The sequence below is a fragment of the Pseudomonas sp. GW823-FHT03E05 genome, from assembly GCF_058796855.1.
Genome location: NZ_JBXAJB010000001.1, coordinates 63,439 through 81,156, shown reverse-complemented (window position 1 = coordinate 81,156; position 17,718 = coordinate 63,439). Strand labels below are relative to the sequence as shown.

The window sequence follows — 17,718 nt, the reverse complement described above, 5'->3', positions numbered from 1 at the left end:
GCAAGCCGGCTCCTACAGGCGCCACCATCCCTGTAGGAGCTGGCTTGCCAGCGAAGGGGCCGCCAGCCATGGCCCATCTCCCAGAACCTGCGCCGCTCTGGGGATTCGCCGGCAAGCCGGCGCCTGTTGCGGGGGTCAGAAGCCGACGCTGGCCTGGACAAAGAAGGTCCGGGGCGCGCCCACGTAGATCCCCGAGTTGTTGTCGCTGGAACGGGTGAAGTACTGGCGGTCGAAGACGTTCTTCACGCCGGCCCCCAGCTTCAGGTTCGACAACTGCGGCCCGAAGTCATAGCCACCACGGATGTTCCACAGCACATAACCCGGCATGTCGCCGTACCGGCCATCGGCGCTGCCATCGGTGATGTAGTTGCCGTTGAAGCTGCCGTTGGCGTTCACCCCGGTGCCCGGCGAGTGCTGCTTGGACTGGGCGAAGGCATCGATGTTGTAGGTCCAGCGGTCGATGTCGTAGCGCAGGCCGACAGTGGCCACCTGGCGCGAGTAGAACGGCAGGTCGCGGCCCTTGAAGCCGGGGATCTCGCCTTCATAGCTGGCGCGGGTGTAGGTGAAGCCGGCGTTGGCGGTCAGGCCGTCAAGGCGCGGGTCCAGGGCTGCCAGGTCGTAATGCATCGAGGCTTCCAGGCCCTGGTGCTTGGTGGCCCCCAGGTTGGTCCAGCCCACGTCGTTGCTGATGTATTGCAGCTCGTCATCGAAGTCGATGTAGAACAGCGTCACTTCACCGCCCCATACATCGTCGTTGTAGCGGGTGCCGATCTCGTAGGTCTTGGCCTTCTCCGGGCTCAGGCCGTTGGCCGTCTGGTCGCCCTTGCCGCCCTGGCCCAACTGGAAGTACTGCAGGCTGCCAAAGGAAGTCTCGTAGTTGGCGAACAGCTTCCAGGCATCGGACAGGTGATACATCACGCTCAGGGCCGGCAACGGTTCGTTGCTGTCGATGCTGCGGCGCTTCTCCTGCACTCGCACGCCGTTGGTGCCCGGGACCGGCCGGTCGTGCCAGTTGGTGCTGATGTCCTCGAAGCGGATGCCCGGGGTGATGGTCCAGTTGCCGACGTCGATCTTGTCGTCGATGTAGTAGGCATTGGCCTCGGTGCCGCCGGTACGGTCCTGGTAGACATGGCCGTCGGAATCCGCGGTGAGCACCGGCTGGTTGTTCACCAGGGCCACGCGGCTGGCCTGTTCATGCATGCCTTCCTTGAGGTAGCGATAACCCACGCTGACTTCCTGGGTGGTGGGCCCCAGGTCGAACACATGGGACACCCGCGGCTCGATGCCGAAGGTGTAGTAGGTGCGCGGGTAGGAGACCAGGGTCTTCTGGTCGCTGGCGGCAATGTTGCTGCCGCGGAAGCTGTCGGAGTAGTAGGTCAGCACTTCGAACTGGGTGCGGTCGTCGACCTGACGCTGGTACTTGAAGGACACATCCTTGCGCCGGCCGCTGAAGTTGTCCCAGTCGCGATCGGAGTCGTAGGGCTTGGCGTCGTACTGCTTCTGGGTCAGGCCGCCGGGCATGTCGGCGGTGGCGTCGTAGTAATGCAGGTTGAACCAGAACTCGTCCTGCTCGGTGGGTGCCCAGTGGGTCTTGAGAATCACGTCGTCGATGTCGTTGCCGTTGTTGCCCTCGCGGTAGCCATTGCCGTTGACCCCGGAATACAGCAGCGCCACCCCCAGGCCGTTGTCCGCAGTGCCGCCGAGGAAAGCCGTGTCGATGTGCTTCCAGCCGCCCTGCCGTGAGGTTTCCAGGGTGGTGCCGATTTCCCCGGTGGCCTTTTCCGGAATCGCCCGGGTCACGAAGTTGATCACCCCGCCGACGTTCTGCGGCCCGTAGCGTACGGAACCGGCGCCGCGCACCACATCGATGCTGTCCAGGTTGCCGGAGGAAATCGGCGCCATGGACAACTGCGGCTGGCCATAGGGTGCAAAGGCCGCCGGCACGCCGTCGATCAGCACCGTGGAGCGCGGCGACAGGCGCGAGGTCAGGCCGCGCACGCCGACGTTCAGGGAAATATCGCTGCCACCGGTGCCGTTGGCATCCTGGACCTGCACCCCGGGCACCCGGCGCAGCACGTCGCCGACGTTCATCGCGCCCTGCTCCACCATGGCCTCGCGGCGGATCACCGTACGTGCACCGGGGTGGTTCTGGACCTTTTGCACATCGGCATCGCCCAGCCAGTCGCCCACCACGCTGATGCTGCTGGTGCCCAGCTCCAGGGCACCGCCCGTGGCTGCCGGAGCCGGGCTCAGGGTCACCGAACCGCCGTCGATCCGGTATTGCAGGCCACTGCCCTGGAGCAACTGGCCCAGGGCCTGTTCCGGGGACAGGTTGCCGTCCACCGCCGGGGCCTGCTTACCGGCCACCAGCTCGGGGCTGAAGAACACCTGCAACGAGGTCTGCAGGCCCAACTGGCTCAGGGCCTGGCCCAGCGGCTGGGCCTGGATGTGAATGGCGGCGGCTTGCCCGGCCTGGGCCTGGGGCAAGGCCGCACTGACCGCCAGGGCCAGGGCCAGGGGCAGCCAGCGGCGCGCGGGCAACGGGGATACGGCGGGAGAAACGGCTATTTTTTTCACGTCGGCGGCAGTCCTGTCGATCACACAAAGGTGCGTCTGTTAATGCAAACCAGTTGCAGTTGGACAAGAAGACGATGAACTGAAAAAAAACCTGAATCTAACGTGAAAAAATTTCCTGGCTACCGTCGGCAAGGGTCCGCACCTCCACCGGCAGGATGCTCGGCAGGGCCTTGAGCAGGGCCTGGGTGTCGTCGGACTTGAACACGCTGGTCAGGCGCAGCTCACCCACTGCGGCGCTGGCCACCCGCAGGGGCTGTTCGCGATAACGCGAGACTTCGGCCACCACCTCGGCCAGGGAGGCGTTGTTGAATACCAGCTTGCCGCTGCGCCAGGCCGTGAGCGCCTCGGGGTTCACCGCGTAGGCCTCAGCCACCTTGCCGTGCTCATCGACATGGGTACCCTGGCCCGGGGTCAGGGCAATGAAATCATCCGTCGCGGCGTCGCGCCCCTGCACCTTGACCCGGCCCTGCTCTACCGCCACCCGGGTCTGGCGTTCATCGCGGCGCACATCGAAGCGGGTGCCGGTGACCGTGACCTTGCCCGCTCCCGCCGCCACCACGAAGGGCCGATCCGTGTCGTGCTCGACGTTGAACAGGGCTTCGCCTTCCACCAGCTCGATCAGCCGCTGGTTCCTGGCATAACGCACCTGCAGGTGGCTGCGGCTGTTCAGGTCGATCTGCGAGCCATCGGGCAAGGCCACATGGCGGCGCTCGCCCAGGGCAGTCACGAATTGCGCACTGTAGGAAACCGGCTGGTTGAGGCCACTGAACAGCCCCAGGCCCACGGCCAGCGTCGCCACCCCGGCAGCCAGGGCAAAGCGCAGCAGCGGGCGCCGCCGGGCCTTGGCCGGCGGGGTGGCGCACAGCGCTTGCAGGCGCGCCCTGGGCACCAGGTCGGTGGCCGCCCACAGGGCTTCGAGCAACTGGAACTCGTGCCGGTGCTGCGGATCCTCGGCCAGCCACTGCTGGAACCGCAGTTGCTGCTCCGGGCTCACCTCGGGCTCCTGCAGCCGCGTGAACCAGGCCGCCGCCTCGTCACGAATCCTGGCCTGCGCGCTGGCGCAATCGCGGCTGTCCATCATGCAAATTCCTGTTTGGCAGAGGGTGAGAAATCGCCACGACTGATCATGGGGCCGACCCGTCCAGACGGTCGCGCAGATGCCGCAGGGTGCGGATCATATACTTTTCCACCATGTTCTTTGACAGCCCCAGGCGCTCGGCGATCTCGGCCTGAGTCAGGCCTTCGATCTTCTGCCAGACAAACACCTTGCGACAGTTGACCGGTAACTCGCCAAGCGCCCGTTCGATGGAATCGGCCAACTGGATCGCGTGCATGAAATGCTCCGGGTCGCCGCTGGGCGACACGCTGAGGTGGACCCCCTGTTCTTCCAGGGCACCGCGCCGGTCTTCTCGGCGAAAGGCATCCACGGCGATATTGCGCGCGGTCTGATGCAGGTAGGCGCGCGGCTGCTGCACCGTGGCGGCATCGGATTCCAGCACCCGGACAAAGGTGTCGTGGGCCAGGTCCTCGGCCTGCTGGCGATTGCGCAAGCGCCGGGTCCAGGTGCCGATCAACTCTTCGTAGTGCTCGAAAAAGCCTGGTCTGCGGGGCGGCTTGGCTGTCATCGCGGGGCGCTGGGGAATTGGGGCGTGAATAGTAATGCTTCGCATTAATGCAGGCAATGGATTCACCGCCCACCTCGCGCCGGCGGTCGGCCCTAGCGGCTGTACCAGCGCGGCGACTCGACAAACAGGTGAGTCTGCCCCGCCACCAGCCAGTCCCCCAGGCACTGTTGCAGGTGGGCCAGGCAATGCACGGCCAGGTAGATTTCGTGGTACGGAATGACCATCAGGCGCAGGCTCAGGCCCATGGGCCCGCCTTGTACAATCGGTTCATCTCGGCGCCCTTGTTTTATTTATACCGAACAATTAACCGATATAATGAACGGCGAAATTTATCTGCGTCAAGAGAATCAAGGATGATTTAATAGAGATATGAACGATAAAACGAACGACCCAACCTCCCTGTCGCCCATCGGCCTGCTGGCCATGGCCATCAAGCGCGAGCGCCTGAATGCTGGTTTCTCCGTTTCGGAACTGGCCAAGCGGGCCGCGGTGGCCAAGTCCACCCTGTCCCAGCTGGAAGCCGGGCTGGGCAACCCGAGCATCGAGACCCTGTGGGCCCTGGCCCAGGCCATGGGCTTGCAGGTGACGCGGTTTTTCCAGCAACCGGCGCATCAGCTGAAAGTCATCCGTGCCCACGAAGGCACCACCGCCCATGCCGAGGATGCCCACTACGCGGCGACCCTGCTCGATGACTGCCCGCCGGGGGCGCAGCGCGACCTGTATCGCCTGAAGGCGCAACCCGGCCAGGCGCGCCAGTCCAAGGCCCACCTGCCGGGCACCGTGGAACACCTGGTGATCTGCAGCGGGCGGGCCCTGGCCGGGCCTGCGGACAGCCCGGTGAGCCTGGAGGCCGGCGACTACATCCGCTACAGCGCCGACCTGCCCCACGTGTTCGAAGCCCTGGAGGCCGACACCACGGCGATCCTGGTCATCGAACATCGCTAGAGCCCGGGCATTTATCTGCAGGGCCAAGTCTGGAATCATGGCCCCCCGCCTCAACAGGAGTGAGCATCAATGCCGTATTTCTCCCGCCGCGCGCCCCTCCTTGGCCTGCTGCTGGCCAGCCTTGCTGCCCAGGCCGCCCCCAAGCAGGACCAGGACCTTCACATCTACTACAGCATGGTGCCCGGCCAGTTCACGCTGATCGGCAAGGAGCCCGATGGCGGGCCGACCTACTCGGGCACCGCGGTGATCCGCTACGAGAACCAGGCCCTGACCCTGGTCAAGACCATCGACGGCAAGACCACCACCGCCACCGGCAAAGTGGAACGGGCCACCATGGCCGAAGCCGATGTGCTGCGTTTCAGCTGGCCGGGGCACAACGCCACCTGCCTGGTGCGCGGCGACCTGGACAACTACTCACGCTTGAGCTGCTACTGGACCCGGGACGGGGTGGACCACAAGGAACCGGGGCTGGAGGCCTATTTCCCCACCGAAACCTGGCCCGGCCATCAGGACTGAAACCCGCCCTTCTGTGCTCCCCCACTTTAGCGAGCCACGCCATGATCCAGATCGTCGAATACAGCAACCCCCACCATCGCCAGCCCGTGATCGACCTGTGGAACCGCAGCTTCGGCTACGACACGGCCCACAACACCCCGAGCCTGGCCATCGACCGCAAGCTCGCGGTGGATGACGCTCTGTTCTTCGTCGCCCTGGACCAAGGACAGGTCATAGGCACCCTGATGGCCGGCTATGACGGCCACCGCGGCTGGCTCTACGCCCTGGCGGTGGACCCGCAACAGCGCCGGCTCGGCACTGGCCGGGCCCTGGTGCGCCATGGCGAACAAGCCCTGCAGGGCCGCGGCTGCCTGAAGATCAACCTGCAGATCCTCAGCAGCAACGCCACCGTGCAAAGCTTCTACCAGGCCCTGGGCTATCAGGTCGAACCACGTATCAGCATGGGCAAGGTGATCAGCGCCAACCTCCCCGAACACCTGCGTGGCTAGGGGCCGCCGCCCCACCCTCACCAGTTGTGCCGGTTGCTGCGCGGTGGCGCCAGCAGTTGCTGGGCCAGGCTGGCGGCCGCCAGCGGCGAGGCACTGTGCAACAGCGGATAACCCCAGAACTTTTCATAGGTATCGGCAAAGGCCTCGACCCCGGCCTGGGCCTCGGGCTCCGGGGCGATGACGATCATGGCCTTGATCCAGCGACGGATCGCCGCCTTGTTGCGTTTCATCCATAACGCCCCCTGCTTGAGCAATGCCTTGCTCTGCTCGGTGTTGCGCTGCGCAGGATCGGGCATGGCATCGCTCATCAGGACAAAGGCCTGACCGCGCTGCATCAACGCCTCCAACTGCTGGAACGGCTCGACTCCCGGCTGCCCGGCGCCTTTGGCGGGGCGCATCCAGACCAGGGGAAAATGCTGATGATCGAAGTACATGGGAACACCTCAAGAAAGCTGACAAACAAGAATGGTTATCATCTTCCCGTATGAACCTGTCCGCATCAGTCGAGATTGACAAATTATTGATCAATCCGGCCAAACGACCGCAGTGATGGAGGTGGCCGTGGCGGTTTTGCAGGCGCTGGTGTGCGTCAAGCAAGGCCCTGCGAGCCTTTGCGCAGCCTCGCGGGCGCGGCGGCTACAGGGGTAGGTCGTGTTCCAGGGCCTGGCGGCGTTCGGCAAAGAAGCGCCCCGGCGGCTGGCCGACGGCTTTCTTGAACATGCGGATAAAGGCGCTGGCGCTGTCATAGCCCAGGGTCAGCGCGACCCGTTCCACCGAGTCGCCCCGGCCCAATTGCTTGAGCCCCAGAAGAATGTGCAACTGGCGCTGCCAGCGGCCGAAGCTCAGGCCGGTCTCGGCCACAATCAGACGGCTCAGGCTGCGTTCGCTGAGGCCGATCTGCTCGGCCCATTGCCCAAGGCTCAGGCGGCGTTCCGGCTGTTCAAGGATCTGCCCGGCCAGGCGCCGCAACTGTTCATGCCGGGGCATGGGCAGGTGGATCTGCTCCCGGGGCGCCGCCGCCAGCTCGTCCAGGGCCACGGCCATCAACCGCCCCTCGGCACCCTGCTGGTCATAGAGATAGGGCAATTGCGCGCAGCGTTGCAGCAGCTCCTGCAATAGGGGCGACACTGCCAGGGTGCAGCAGGCCTGCGGCAGTGAGCGGGCATGCTCGGGTTCGACGAACAGGCAATAGCCCAGGGCGTTCTCCAACCCCTGGACCCGATGGTCGGTGGCGCTGGGGATCCATACCGCGCATTGCGGCGGGGCCAGCCACAGGCCCTCGGCGCTCTCGCAACTGAGCACGCCGGACAATGGGAACAGCAGCTGGGCCTTGCGATGGCTGTGCCACGGCCGCTCCCAGCGCTGTTCCTGAGTCGAGATGCGCAAGGCGCACACCGGGCGCGCAATCGCATCCGGATCCTCGGGCTGATCCTGTTCGTTCAAGACGGGCATCCACCTTCCTCCACGGCATCGAGGCATGCCCGCCATCCGTCTGACGGCCAGGCAAGCCCTGCAAGGTCGAGGATTGTGCCGGGCCCCTGGGGGTTAGCCAAGAACCGCGGGGCACACCGCTATTCATCCCAGTGCCCTAGCGGTAATAGCCATAGCGATAGCAGCAGCCGTGGTAGTGCCCGGGGTAAACCACGCAACCGCCCAGGGAGAGCATGGTGGCCATGACAATCAGCAGTGCAATGCGACGGGACATGGTGAATTCCTCATGGGTTCAGTGATACGACCGGCAAGCGCCGCTGGCGACCATCGCCAGCCGTGGCTGCACGGTTACTGATTCAACGGCGTAGCGCGCAGAGATCCGTCGCCGCCCCTGCACAAATATTTCCAGCCGCCGCTGCCCGCGCCCTGCCCCCGCCAGCTGAACCCGGGTTGAACCGGGCGCGGATAAAAATTTCATTTGCCCGCGACGGATTCCCAGCCCATCTATCGTTGAACCCATCAGCTGCGTTCATCAGCGAACGCAGGCCTGAAGGAGTCATCATGAAGCTTGTCCGTTCCCTGCTGCGTCTGCGCACATTGCTGCTGATCCCCCTGGCACTTGGTGCGCTGGCAAGCACGCCCTCCTATGCCGAAACCATCATCATCCAGCAGGCACCACCGCCCATGCGCTATGAGCCGATGCCGGTGGCCCGCCCCGGCTACGCCTGGGACCGAGGCAACTGGCGCTGGCGCGGGCACGGCTACGTCTGGGTGCCCGGCCACTGGCAACCGGTGATGCAGCGCGGGCGCTGGATGCCCGGCCATTGGCAGGCCCATGGGCCACGCTGGTACTGGGTCGAAGGCCGCTGGGTGCGCTGATGCCGTGATGCCCTGGACTACCCCGTTAGCGCACCGAGACTTGCCCACTTGAACGAAACCGACCCGGATCTGGAGTTGCTCAAACGCATCGGCAACAACGACGCGCAGGCGGTGAAGGAAATGGTCACGCGCAAGCTGCCGCGCCTGCTGGCCCTGGCCAGCAGGCTGCTGGGGGATGCCGACGAAGCCCGGGACATCGCCCAGGAGAGCTTTCTGCGGATCTGGAAACAGGCCGCCAGCTGGCGCAGCGAACAGGCACGGTTCGACACCTGGTTGCACCGGGTGGCGCTGAACCTGTGCTACGACCGCCTGCGCCGGCGCAAGGAACATGTGCCGGTCGATAGCGAGCACGCCTGCGAGGCCCTGGACACCCGCCCGGCGCCCGATGAACAACTGGAGGCCAGCGCGCAGAGCCGGCGCATGGCCCAGGCCCTGGACCAGCTGCCGGATCGCCAGCGCGAGGCGATCGTCCTGCAGTACTACCAGGAACTGTCCAACACCGAGGCCGCGGCGCTGATGCAGATCAGCGTCGAAGCCCTGGAAAGCCTGCTGTCGCGGGCCCGGCGCAACCTGCGCAGCTACCTCGCCGAGGCCCCCGGCACGGACCTCTCAGGAAGGAGAAAAACATGACCCCCGAACGCTTCGTGCACCTGGCCGATGCCTATGGCGCCGACCTGCAACGCTGGCCCAGCGCTGAACACGCCGCCGCCCAGGCCCTGCTCGGCTCCGGTGATGCCCAGGCCGTTGCAGCCCTGCGCCAGGCGCACTGGCTCGACAGCCAGCTGGACCGCTACCAGGTGCCCGCACCGAGCCCGGCCCTGGCCCAGCGCATCATCGCCGCCGCGCAGCAGCCCGGCGCGCCGTTCTGGAGCCGCTACGCCGGCTGGCTGGCCTCCCTGGGCTGGGTCGGGGTCGGCCTTACCGGGGTCGCCGCCGGCATGCTCGCGGTGGCCCTGAGCCTGCCGCTGTCGACCTCCCCCGAGGCCCTGCCCAGCGTGTTCGACCAGAGCGACGCGGAATTCGTCCTGAGCATCAATGCCGAGGAGGCCGAACAGTGAGCCTGTCCATCCGTACGCTGAAAACCTGCCTGGTGCTGTCGCTGCTGATCAACGTGTTCCTGATCGGCGGCGTGGCCGGCGGCCTCTATCAGTGGCTTGGCCACCCCAAGCCGGCCCAGGCCCTGGCGGTACCCCAGCACGGCCTGCGCCAGGCCATGGCGCAGATGCCGGAAGAGCGCCGGCGCCAGTTGCGCCAGTTGCTGCGCCAGACTCGCATCGATAGCCAGCCGCTGATCATCGCCGGGCGCGAGGCGCGCCAGGCGGTGGTGCGTGAACTGGGGGCCGAACCACTGGACCGCAATGCCCTGGATGCCCAACTGGGCAAGTCCCGGGATGCCGACATCGCCCTGCGGGCCCGGGTCGACGAGGTCCTGGCCGACTTTGCCGGCAGCCTGTCGCTCAAGGAGCGCCAGCAACTGGTGGACGCCATGTACCTGCGGGGCCCGGGGGAAAACCGCGCAGCCAATAGAGATTGAAGGCCCGGCGACGGATTTCGCCCCGGGCCACGTTCAACCCTCAACCGCCCGCGATGGCCGCGGGCCCACTGCCCCCCTCAGGAAACCGCCCATGCTTCGTACGATCCAAAGCATTCTCATCGCCACCTTGCTTGGCACCACCCTGGCAGGCTGCGTGGTGGCCCCGGCCCATCCTCGCCGGCCGCCACCGCCGCCGCCCATTGTCGAGGTGATTCCGATGGCGCCGGCGCCGAGCTATCACTGGGTTGCCGGGCATTACCGCTGGCACGCCGGCCAGTGGGTCTGGACACCGGGGTATTGGCGCTATTGATGGCTAGCCGGCCACCGCTTCCAGCAGCCAGGCCTTGAACGCGCCCATGGCCGGGGTTTCGGCCCGGGATTGCAGGCGGGTCAGCCAGTAGCTGCCGGTGACAATGCCGATGTCGAAGGGCTGCACCACCGCGCCACTGGCCAACTGGCGCTGGAACATCAAGGGCGGCGCCAGGGCCACGCCCAGGCCTTGCAGCGCCGCTTCGAGCATGCCCAGGGACGAGTCGAAGACCACGCTCTGGGGCAACAGGCTGTTGGCCCCCAGCCCCGCCGCCTGGAACCACTGCGGCCATTCGTCGGTGCGGTAGGAGCGCAGCAAGGTCTGTCCCAGCAGGTCCGCCGGGCTGTGCAACTGGCGGGCAAGTTCCGGCACGCACAAGACCGACAGTGGCGCCTGCAACAACGCCAGCGCCTCGATGCCGTGCCAGGCCCCGGTGCCAAAGCGGATGGCATAGTCCAGGCCCTCCGCCGCCACGTCCACCCGGTTATTGTTGGTGCTCAGGCGCAGGTCGACATAGGGATGGCGTGCCTGGAAGTCCTCCAGCCGCGGCAGCAGCCAGCCCACGGCGAAGGTGCCCACCGCGCCCACCGTCAGCACTTCACGATAGTGCCCACCCTCGAATCGTCCCAGGGTCTGGGCGATGCGGTCGAAGCATTCGCGCAGCACCGGCAGCAGGGTCTCGCCTTCGCTGGTGAGCATCAGGCCCCTGGGCAGGCGCTTGAACAGGGTGACGTTGAGCTGGGCCTCCAGGCTCTTGACCTGGTGGCTGACCGCCGCCTGGGTCACGCACAGCTCGATGGCCGCACGGGTGAAACTCAAGTGCCGGGCCGAGGCTTCGAAAGCCCGCAGCGCATTCAGGGGCAGATGGGGACGGAGCATGGGCATTCCCTAGTTTTTCTAATGGCTCGTGCGAAATATGGTCGTTTGTCGATGTGCCGTAAACTGCCTACATTGGCCTCGCTCGCGCAGCACCGGCCACGCCCTCCTGTGCCAGGAAGGCTTCGCGGGCAGGCCGCCCGGAGCGTTCCCACGAAGAACGCCGGGGCCGCAAAGCCGCTGGGACAAACGCGGCGTACATAACCAGAACCCAGGGAAACCAACCAATCATGCGGCACACAACCTTGACCGGACTAAGCGTCATCAGCGCCTGCGCACTGCTACTGGGCGCCTCCAGCGCCTTCGCCGAGACCACCGCGGACAGCGCTCTGAAAACCACCGTGGACGCCACCATCCGCCCGCTGATGCACCAGCAGGGCATTCCCGGCATGGCGGTGGCGATCATCGCCAACGGCAAGCGACATTACTTTAACTACGGGGTTGCCTCCAAGGACAATCAACAGCCGGTGGACAACGACACCCTGTTCGAGGTGGGTTCGGTGAGCAAGACCTACACCGCCACCCTCGCCGGCTACGCCCAGGCCAGCGGCAAGCTGGCCCTTGAGGACCACGCCAGCCAGTACCTGCCGGCCCTGCGCGGCAGTGCCTTCGACGGCATCAGCCTGCTGCAGCTGGGCACCTACACCGCCGGTGGCCTGCCCTTGCAGTTCCCCGACGAGGTGCAGGGTGAAGACAAGACCCTGGACTACTACAACACCTGGAAACCCACCTTCAGCCCCGGCACCCAACGCCAGTATTCCAACCCCAGCATCGGCCTGCTCGGCTATCTGGCCGCCCGCAGCCTGGGCCAGCCCTTCGACCGGCTGATGGAGCAGACGCTGTTTCCCAAATTCGGCCTCAAGCACAGCTACATCCATCTGCCCAAGGACCAACTGGGGCACTACGCCCAGGGCTACGACAAGCAGAACCGGCCGATCCGCCTCAGCCCCGGGCCGCTGGATGCCGAAGCCTACGGGGTCAAGACCAGCGCCCCGGACCTGCTGCAATTCATTGCCGGCAACCTGCAACCGGGCCAGTTCGACCGCCCCCTGCAACAAGCCATGGTGGCGACCCAGAGCGGCTACTACCAGGTCGGCGACATGACCCAGGGCCTGGGCTGGGAGCGCTACGCCTACCCGGTGCCCCTGGCACGCCTGCTGGCGGGCAACTCATCGGCCATGGCCCTTGAGCCGCACCCGGTGCAATGGCTGACCCCGGCCGCAGCCCCCAAGGCCGACGCGCTGTACAACAAGACCGGTTCCACCAGCGGTTTCGGCGCCTATGTAGTGTTCGTGCCGAGCCAGCAGATCGGCATTGTCCTGCTGGCCAACAAGAACTACCCCAACGAGGAACGGATCAAGGCCGCCCACGCCATCCTCACGGCCCTGGAGACCGGGAAGTAATCAACCCGGCAGCCCCTCCGGTGCCTGCGCCTGCCCGCAACGCCACCTGACCTTCGGTCACGTGGCGTTTTTTCTGTTGCCTCGTCCAGAGTGGCGCCTAGACTCAAACCAGCCCCCTCGACCGCGCACTCGGGCCAGGCCAGCCACTGGCCCGGCGCTTGCGGCGCCGGGCCTGATTCAAGGTTCGCGCTGAACCTTCTGCCAGGCTTTCCGGTCGATAACTGCAACCTGGCCAGGCTTGCCGGCGCTGCTGCGCCGGACATCGCCCGGGCACCACAGCCGCTGGAGAAACGTCCGTGATATCGACCCTGCAGATCGCCAGAATCAAAGCCTGGGGCGCCCATGGCTTCACCGCCACCGGGGTGGTCAGTGCCTTGCTCGCCACCCTGGCACTGTTCGACAACCAGCCCAAGGCCTGCCTGCTATGGCTGGGGGTGGCACTGCTGGTGGATGGCGTCGACGGCTCCCTGGCGCGCAAGGTCAAGACCAGCTCGGTGCTGCCCAACATCGACGGCTCCGTGCTGGACCTGGTGATCGACTACCTGACCTATGTGTTCATCCCGGCGCTGTTCATCTACCGCTACATTCCCCTGCCGGAATACAGCGCGCTGCTGGCCACCTCGCTGATCCTGCTGTCGTCGCTGCTGTGTTTCTGCAACGTCAACATGAAGAGCCACGACAACTACTTCCAGGGCTTTCCCGCGGCCTGGAACGTGGTCGCCCTGTGCTTCTATCTGATCGAGCCCGGCCCCTGGCTGAGCCTGCTGAGCATCTTCGCCCTGGCCCTGCTGACCGCCACCCGGGTGCAGTTCCTGCATCCGTTCCGGGTACGCAAGTGGATGGGGCTGAACATCATCGTGACCTTCGTCTGGCTGCTCAGCGGCGCATTGCTGATCCTCAGCCACCCGCTGCACAGCCCGCCGATCATGGGCTTGTGGCTGGCAGCCTCGGCCTACTTTCTCGGCGTGTGCCTGTGGCGTTCGGCCCAGGAATGGTTCAGCAAGGCCAGCTGAACCAGTGCCCCGCGAACCATTGCCGGGGCCCGGCAAGCATGCAAGACTCCTGCGCCCAAGCCTCTGCAGCAGAGGCTTGGCGACTATTTGCCCGCCGCCCGCCGCGGATGAGTACCAGGCCAGCCCCCCATGACCCACCTTCCCTTGATCGACCTCTACCCCATCAGCGACAGCCCTCCGGATGAGCGGGAACGGCTGTATCACGAGGCCGCGCTGAAGAACAACTGGCCAACCCGGCCCTTGCGCGTGCAACAGACCGTGCGTAACGCCAGGGACTTTGTGCTGCACACCCTGGGCCACTACGTCGGTTCGGGCGTGGTCAACGAATTCCGCCGCCAACTCCAAGTGCACCCCCAGCTCAGGCAAGCCAAGGCGGCCATGCCCTACCTCAAGGATTCCGCACCGCTCAAGGAGTATCAAAGAGCATCTGGCAAGTTCACTGCGGACACCTTGAATACCGAGGTCAGGCACTTCGGACGGTTTATCGCCCCCGGCCAGGTGCTGTTCCACGGTGGTTCCTGCCGCCCGAGCGAAGTAGCAACCTTCGTCACCAACAAACCGCTCTCGACCTCTTTGTGCCCTCAAATTGCCGCCTGGCATGCGTACAACGACCTGCTCCCGGCCCCCAACCCAGCCCCGGCGATCTGGATCCTCAGCGCGCCCTACGGCAACCGCAAGGCCGTGGTCTATCGCAAAGGCGGCGCCGGCATGGAACATGAACAGGAAGTACTGATCGAAGCAGGCTCCACCATCAGCCCCACGCGTTGCTTCAACGTGCGCACCGCCAGCGCCAATGTCCTGGTGATCGAAGCCAGCCTGAGTTGAAACGGGTGCCTACGGAACCTCGGGCTGGCCGATCGCCGCGCTCAGGGCCAGGGCCAGTTCCGCCACCGAGTAGGGCTTTTGCAGGAATACGAATTCCCGGGTCTGGCCCTGGGCCAGGGCCGGGCTGTAGCCGCTGGTGAGGATGACCGGCAACCGCGGATAGTCGCAACGGATCCGGCTGGCCAGTTCGATACCGCTCATGCCCGGCATCACCACATCGGAAAACACCGCCTGGAATCGGGTCCGCTCCTCGCCCAGGCGGCGCAGGGCCTCCGCCGCGCTGGTGGCCCATTCGGTCTGGTAGCCCAGCTCGTTCAGGGACTGGGCCAGCAGCACGCCGACTTCGGGATTGTCCTCCACCACCAGCAGGGTCATGCCCTGGCCGTCGATCATGGGCACCACCGCCTGGGTTGGCGTCGGCAAGCCGGCCAGGGCCTCCGCGCGCGGCAGGTACAGGGTAAAGCACGTGCCCTGCCCCGGCTGGCTGTGCACCGCCAGGCCGCCGCCCGATTGCTGGGCGAAACCGAACACCTGGGACAAGCCCAGGCCGGTGCCTTTGCCCACCTCCTTGGTGGTGAAGAAGGGTTCGAAGATCCGTTCGATCTGCTGGGGGTCGATGCCGGCGCCGGTATCAGTCAGGGATACCGCGACAAAGTCCCCGGCCTGGGCACCCTGGCTGGCACTGGGGGGAATCTGCGCCACCCGCTCCACAGCCACCACCAGCAAGCCTTCGCCCTGCATGGCGTCCCGGGCATTGACCGCCATATTGATCAGCGCCGTGTCGAACTGGCCGGCATCGGCGTGGATGTAGCAAGGCTGCTGCGGCAACTCGATACGCAGTTCGATGCAGGCGCCGATCAGTGGATTGATCATCTGCGCCAGCAACTGCACGCTGGCGCCGACGTCGAAGGTCTCCGGGCGCAGGTTCTGCTGGCGGGCATACGCCAGGAGCTGGCCGGTGAGCTTGCTGGCGCGGTCGACGGTGTCGGAAATCGCCTTGATGTACAGCTGCCGGCGCTCTTCGCTGAGGTTGCGGCGCAACAGGTCGGTGGAAGAGCGGATCACCGTCAGCAGGTTGTTGAAGTCGTGGGCCACGCCACCGGTCAGTTGCCCCACCGCCTCCATCTTCTGCGCCTGGCGCAGGATGTCCTCGGTCTTGCGCAGCGCCTGGGCGGCCTCGCGCTCGGCCTGCATGTCACGGCCCACGGCGTGAATGTGGCGCGGGTCCGGCACGGCGCTCCAGGCCATCCAGCGATAGGAACCGTCGCGGTGGCGAAAGCGGTTCTCGAAGCGCGAAAAGCTCTCGCCCCGGGACAGATCGGCCGCCGCCCCCGCTGCGGCCAGGCTGTCCTGGGGGTGGATGAAATCGTAGAAACTGCTGCCTTCCAGTTCCTCGCGCTGCCAGCCCAGGAGCTGGGTCCAGGCCGGGTTGACGGCGACGATGCGGCCATTGAAGTCCGCCACCAGCATCAGGTCCGTGGACAGCTGCCAGATCCGGTCGCGCTCCTGGGTACGCTCCTGGACCCGCTGCTCCAGAGACTCATTGAGCCGCCGCAGTTCCTCCTGCGCCTCGCGGGTGGCGCTGATGTCCCGGGAAATGCAGAGGATCTTCTCCGGCTGGCCGGCCGCGTCGAGCATCGGCGTAACCTGCACATCCCACCACTTGGTGCGCCCCTGGAGGGTATCGGCGGCGCCCTGGAACCGCGCCGAGCGACCCTGGCGCGCGGCGGCAATGGCATCCCGGGCCTCCTGGTGGCCCTGGCCCTGCCAGAAGTCCGGCCAGGGACAGCCCCGCACCGCATTGAAATCACTGACCTCCATGACCCGCAGGCCACCTTCGCTCATGAACGACAGCTGGCCATCGAGGTCCAGCACCTTGATGCAGTCGTTGCTGGCGGCCAGCACCCGGGTATTGAGCTCGCGGGTTTCGCGCAGATGCGCCTCGGTCTGCCGGGCGTGCCGGGCCAGCAGCACGCGATCGGTGGTCTCCACGGTGTGGCACAGCACTCCGAGCACCTGTTCGTCGTCCTCGTCATACACCGGGCTCATGGAGAACGACCACCAGGTCAGCTCTTCGCCAGGGTAGCGCTGCATGTTCACCGGCAGGTCTTCGTGGCGGCAGGAGTAACCGAGAAACGCCTGCTCCACCATCGGCTGGACATCCGGCCAGGCATCGGCCCAGAGGGTCTGGATGGTCTGCCCCAGGGCATTGGCCAGGCGCGGGCCGAGGACCGGGCGGTAGGCATCGTTGAAGAAGAACTGCATCTGCGGCCCCCACAGCAGGTACAGGCTCTCCGGGGACTCGAGCATCTGGCTCAAGGTACTGCGCAGCAGGCCGGGCCAGCCTTCACGAGGGCCCACCGCGGTCTGCGACCAGTCGAAGCGACGGATTGCAGCACCGATCTCGCCGCCGCGGGAGGTCTTGGGCGCTGCACCACGAGGTGGGGAAGTAGTCATGAACACATCACAGAAAAGGAAAAAGGCAACACTGCCATCCAATGGCCAGCGCAGGATAACTGACCCCGTGGATCCGCAGAAGTTGGCAAGCGGCAACGCTGATTCGACAACGGCGGCCAAAGTGCCCGGCGAATGCCTTTAAACCCGCGCCGGCCTGGGGCATTCTGCACCGGCATTGCCACCTGCCCGCCGAGAACCGCGCGATGAATACCACCACCTTGCTGCTCTACACCTCCAGCTGTTTTATCGGTGCCCTGATTCCCGGGCCGACCTCACTCCTGGCCATGGCCAACGGCACCTCGCGCAATCGCCAACTGGTGGCGGTAGGCATGGCCGGTGCGGCGCTTTCGGATGTGCTGATCATCGCTGCCGTGGGCCTAGGGCTGGGGGCCATGCTGATGGCCTCGCAGCAGTTGTTCATGGCCTTGAAATGGCTCGGGGTGTGCTACCTGGCCTGGCTCGGCATCCAGCTCTGGCGCAGTGCGCCCCAGGCCCTCGGAGCCCAGCAGGTGCAGGCCGGGTCACGGCGCGTCGAGGTGTTCCGGCGCAGCTTCTCGGTGGCCATGACCAACCCCAAGGTGCTGCTGTTCTTCACCGCGTTCCTGCCGCAGTTCGTCGACCCCGCCCAGCCGGTCCTCATCCAGTACGCCACTCTGGCGCTGGTCACTGCGGTGGTGGAGGTGCTGGTGATGGGGCTGTACGCCGCGGGTGGCGTGCAAGCGGCGAAGTTCCTGACCGCCAGCGGCATGCGCCGGCTCAATCAATGCTGCGGTGCGGCGATGCTGGCGCTGGCGGGGTTTCTAGCGCTGTATCGGCGCAGCTGAAACGCCGCGCCAGGT

The 17,718-nt window shown here is 65.9% G+C and carries 20 protein-coding genes; 12 read left to right on the top strand and 8 right to left on the bottom strand.

The window, feature by feature from the left end:
- Positions 1-135: 135 nt before the first annotated feature.
- The 4 genes from AC1RCO_RS00275 to AC1RCO_RS00260 all read right to left on the bottom strand — a co-directional run bounded on the left by AC1RCO_RS00275 (position 136) and on the right by AC1RCO_RS00260 (position 4,447).
- The gene (locus tag AC1RCO_RS00275) at positions 136-2,577 is read right to left on the bottom strand and encodes a TonB-dependent siderophore receptor (RefSeq protein ID WP_011062323.1); all 2,442 of its coding nucleotides are present in this window, start codon (positions 2,575-2,577) and stop codon (positions 136-138) included.
- A 97-nt stretch (positions 2,578-2,674) separates the two neighbouring features.
- The gene (locus AC1RCO_RS00270; protein WP_492617211.1) at positions 2,675-3,658 is read right to left on the bottom strand and encodes a FecR family protein; all 984 of its coding nucleotides are present in this window, start codon (positions 3,656-3,658) and stop codon (positions 2,675-2,677) included.
- Positions 3,659-3,701: 43 nt separating this feature from the next.
- Positions 3,702-4,202: a sigma-70 family RNA polymerase sigma factor gene (locus AC1RCO_RS00265; RefSeq protein ID WP_011062325.1), complete on the bottom strand. Its 501-nt coding sequence runs from the start codon at positions 4,200-4,202 to the stop codon at positions 3,702-3,704.
- Between the two features lie 92 nt (positions 4,203-4,294).
- A complete protein-coding gene (locus tag AC1RCO_RS00260) occupies positions 4,295-4,447 on the bottom strand; it encodes a hypothetical protein (protein ID WP_011062326.1) in 153 nt (50 codons plus the stop codon).
- 124 nt (positions 4,448-4,571) lie between these two features.
- Here AC1RCO_RS00260 and AC1RCO_RS00255 point away from each other — a divergent pair, with 124 nt between their 5' ends.
- The 3 genes from AC1RCO_RS00255 (at position 4,572) to AC1RCO_RS00245 (ending at position 6,151) form a co-directional block, all read left to right on the top strand.
- Positions 4,572-5,147, top strand: a complete 576-nt coding sequence (locus AC1RCO_RS00255; protein ID WP_011062327.1) for a helix-turn-helix domain-containing protein — start codon at positions 4,572-4,574, stop codon at positions 5,145-5,147.
- 69 nt (positions 5,148-5,216) lie between these two features.
- The gene (locus AC1RCO_RS00250; protein ID WP_492617210.1) at positions 5,217-5,663 is read left to right on the top strand and encodes a hypothetical protein; all 447 of its coding nucleotides are present in this window, start codon (positions 5,217-5,219) and stop codon (positions 5,661-5,663) included.
- Positions 5,664-5,704: 41 nt separating this feature from the next.
- Positions 5,705-6,151 carry a GNAT family acetyltransferase gene (locus AC1RCO_RS00245; protein ID WP_492617209.1) on the top strand — a complete coding sequence of 149 codons (447 nt, stop codon included), beginning with the start codon at positions 5,705-5,707 and terminating at the stop codon, positions 6,149-6,151.
- Positions 6,152-6,168: 17 nt separating this feature from the next.
- On the opposite strand, the gene AC1RCO_RS00240 is transcribed toward AC1RCO_RS00245, so the two are convergent.
- Positions 6,169-6,585, bottom strand: a complete 417-nt coding sequence (locus AC1RCO_RS00240; protein ID WP_011062329.1) for a hypothetical protein — start codon at positions 6,583-6,585, stop codon at positions 6,169-6,171.
- Between the two features lie 202 nt (positions 6,586-6,787).
- Complete coding sequence (locus AC1RCO_RS00235) at positions 6,788-7,603, bottom strand: AraC family transcriptional regulator (RefSeq protein ID WP_015636387.1); 816 nt, start codon at positions 7,601-7,603, stop codon at positions 6,788-6,790.
- 540 nt (positions 7,604-8,143) lie between these two features.
- Here AC1RCO_RS00235 and AC1RCO_RS00230 point away from each other — a divergent pair.
- The 5 genes from AC1RCO_RS00230 to AC1RCO_RS00210 all read left to right on the top strand — a co-directional run bounded on the left by AC1RCO_RS00230 (position 8,144) and on the right by AC1RCO_RS00210 (position 10,305).
- Positions 8,144-8,461: a YXWGXW repeat-containing protein gene (locus AC1RCO_RS00230; protein ID WP_041119210.1), complete on the top strand. Its 318-nt coding sequence runs from the start codon at positions 8,144-8,146 to the stop codon at positions 8,459-8,461.
- Positions 8,462-8,509: 48 nt separating this feature from the next.
- On the top strand, positions 8,510-9,091 hold the full coding sequence (locus AC1RCO_RS00225) for an RNA polymerase sigma factor (protein WP_492617208.1): 582 nt from the start codon (positions 8,510-8,512) through the stop codon (positions 9,089-9,091).
- Positions 9,088-9,519 (top strand): hypothetical protein, encoded by a 432-nt coding sequence (locus tag AC1RCO_RS00220; protein WP_410036901.1) that lies wholly within the window; start codon positions 9,088-9,090, stop codon positions 9,517-9,519. Before AC1RCO_RS00225 ends, AC1RCO_RS00220 begins: the two co-directional genes overlap by 4 nt.
- Positions 9,516-9,995, top strand: a complete 480-nt coding sequence (locus AC1RCO_RS00215; RefSeq protein WP_492617207.1) for a periplasmic heavy metal sensor — start codon at positions 9,516-9,518, stop codon at positions 9,993-9,995. The genes AC1RCO_RS00220 and AC1RCO_RS00215 overlap by 4 nt, the downstream gene beginning before the upstream one ends.
- Positions 9,996-10,086: 91 nt before the next feature.
- Complete coding sequence (locus AC1RCO_RS00210) at positions 10,087-10,305, top strand: YXWGXW repeat-containing protein (RefSeq protein WP_401402955.1); 219 nt, start codon at positions 10,087-10,089, stop codon at positions 10,303-10,305.
- Positions 10,306-10,308: 3 nt separating this feature from the next.
- Here AC1RCO_RS00210 and AC1RCO_RS00205 read toward each other — a convergent pair whose 3' ends face one another.
- On the bottom strand, positions 10,309-11,184 hold the full coding sequence (locus AC1RCO_RS00205) for a LysR family transcriptional regulator (protein WP_011062336.1): 876 nt from the start codon (positions 11,182-11,184) through the stop codon (positions 10,309-10,311).
- Positions 11,185-11,411: 227 nt separating this feature from the next.
- Between AC1RCO_RS00205 and ampC the strand changes: the two genes are divergently transcribed.
- From ampC to AC1RCO_RS00190, 3 genes are all read left to right on the top strand, one after another.
- Positions 11,412-12,584 carry a class C beta-lactamase gene (ampC, locus tag AC1RCO_RS00200; RefSeq protein WP_011062337.1) on the top strand — a complete coding sequence of 391 codons (1,173 nt, stop codon included), beginning with the start codon at positions 11,412-11,414 and terminating at the stop codon, positions 12,582-12,584.
- 296 nt (positions 12,585-12,880) lie between these two features.
- Positions 12,881-13,597 (top strand): phosphatidylcholine synthase, encoded by a 717-nt coding sequence (gene pcsA, locus AC1RCO_RS00195; protein ID WP_011062338.1) that lies wholly within the window; start codon positions 12,881-12,883, stop codon positions 13,595-13,597.
- A 129-nt stretch (positions 13,598-13,726) separates the two neighbouring features.
- Complete coding sequence (locus AC1RCO_RS00190) at positions 13,727-14,422, top strand: hypothetical protein (protein WP_011062339.1); 696 nt, start codon at positions 13,727-13,729, stop codon at positions 14,420-14,422.
- Positions 14,423-14,431: 9 nt separating this feature from the next.
- Here AC1RCO_RS00190 and AC1RCO_RS00185 read toward each other — a convergent pair whose 3' ends face one another.
- Complete coding sequence (locus AC1RCO_RS00185) at positions 14,432-16,879, bottom strand: PAS domain-containing protein (protein WP_145714180.1); 2,448 nt, start codon at positions 16,877-16,879, stop codon at positions 14,432-14,434.
- A 203-nt stretch (positions 16,880-17,082) separates the two neighbouring features.
- Here AC1RCO_RS00185 and AC1RCO_RS00180 point away from each other — a divergent pair, with 203 nt between their 5' ends.
- Positions 17,083-17,703 (top strand): LysE family translocator, encoded by a 621-nt coding sequence (locus AC1RCO_RS00180; protein ID WP_015636393.1) that lies wholly within the window; start codon positions 17,083-17,085, stop codon positions 17,701-17,703.
- Positions 17,704-17,718 lie beyond the last annotated feature (15 nt).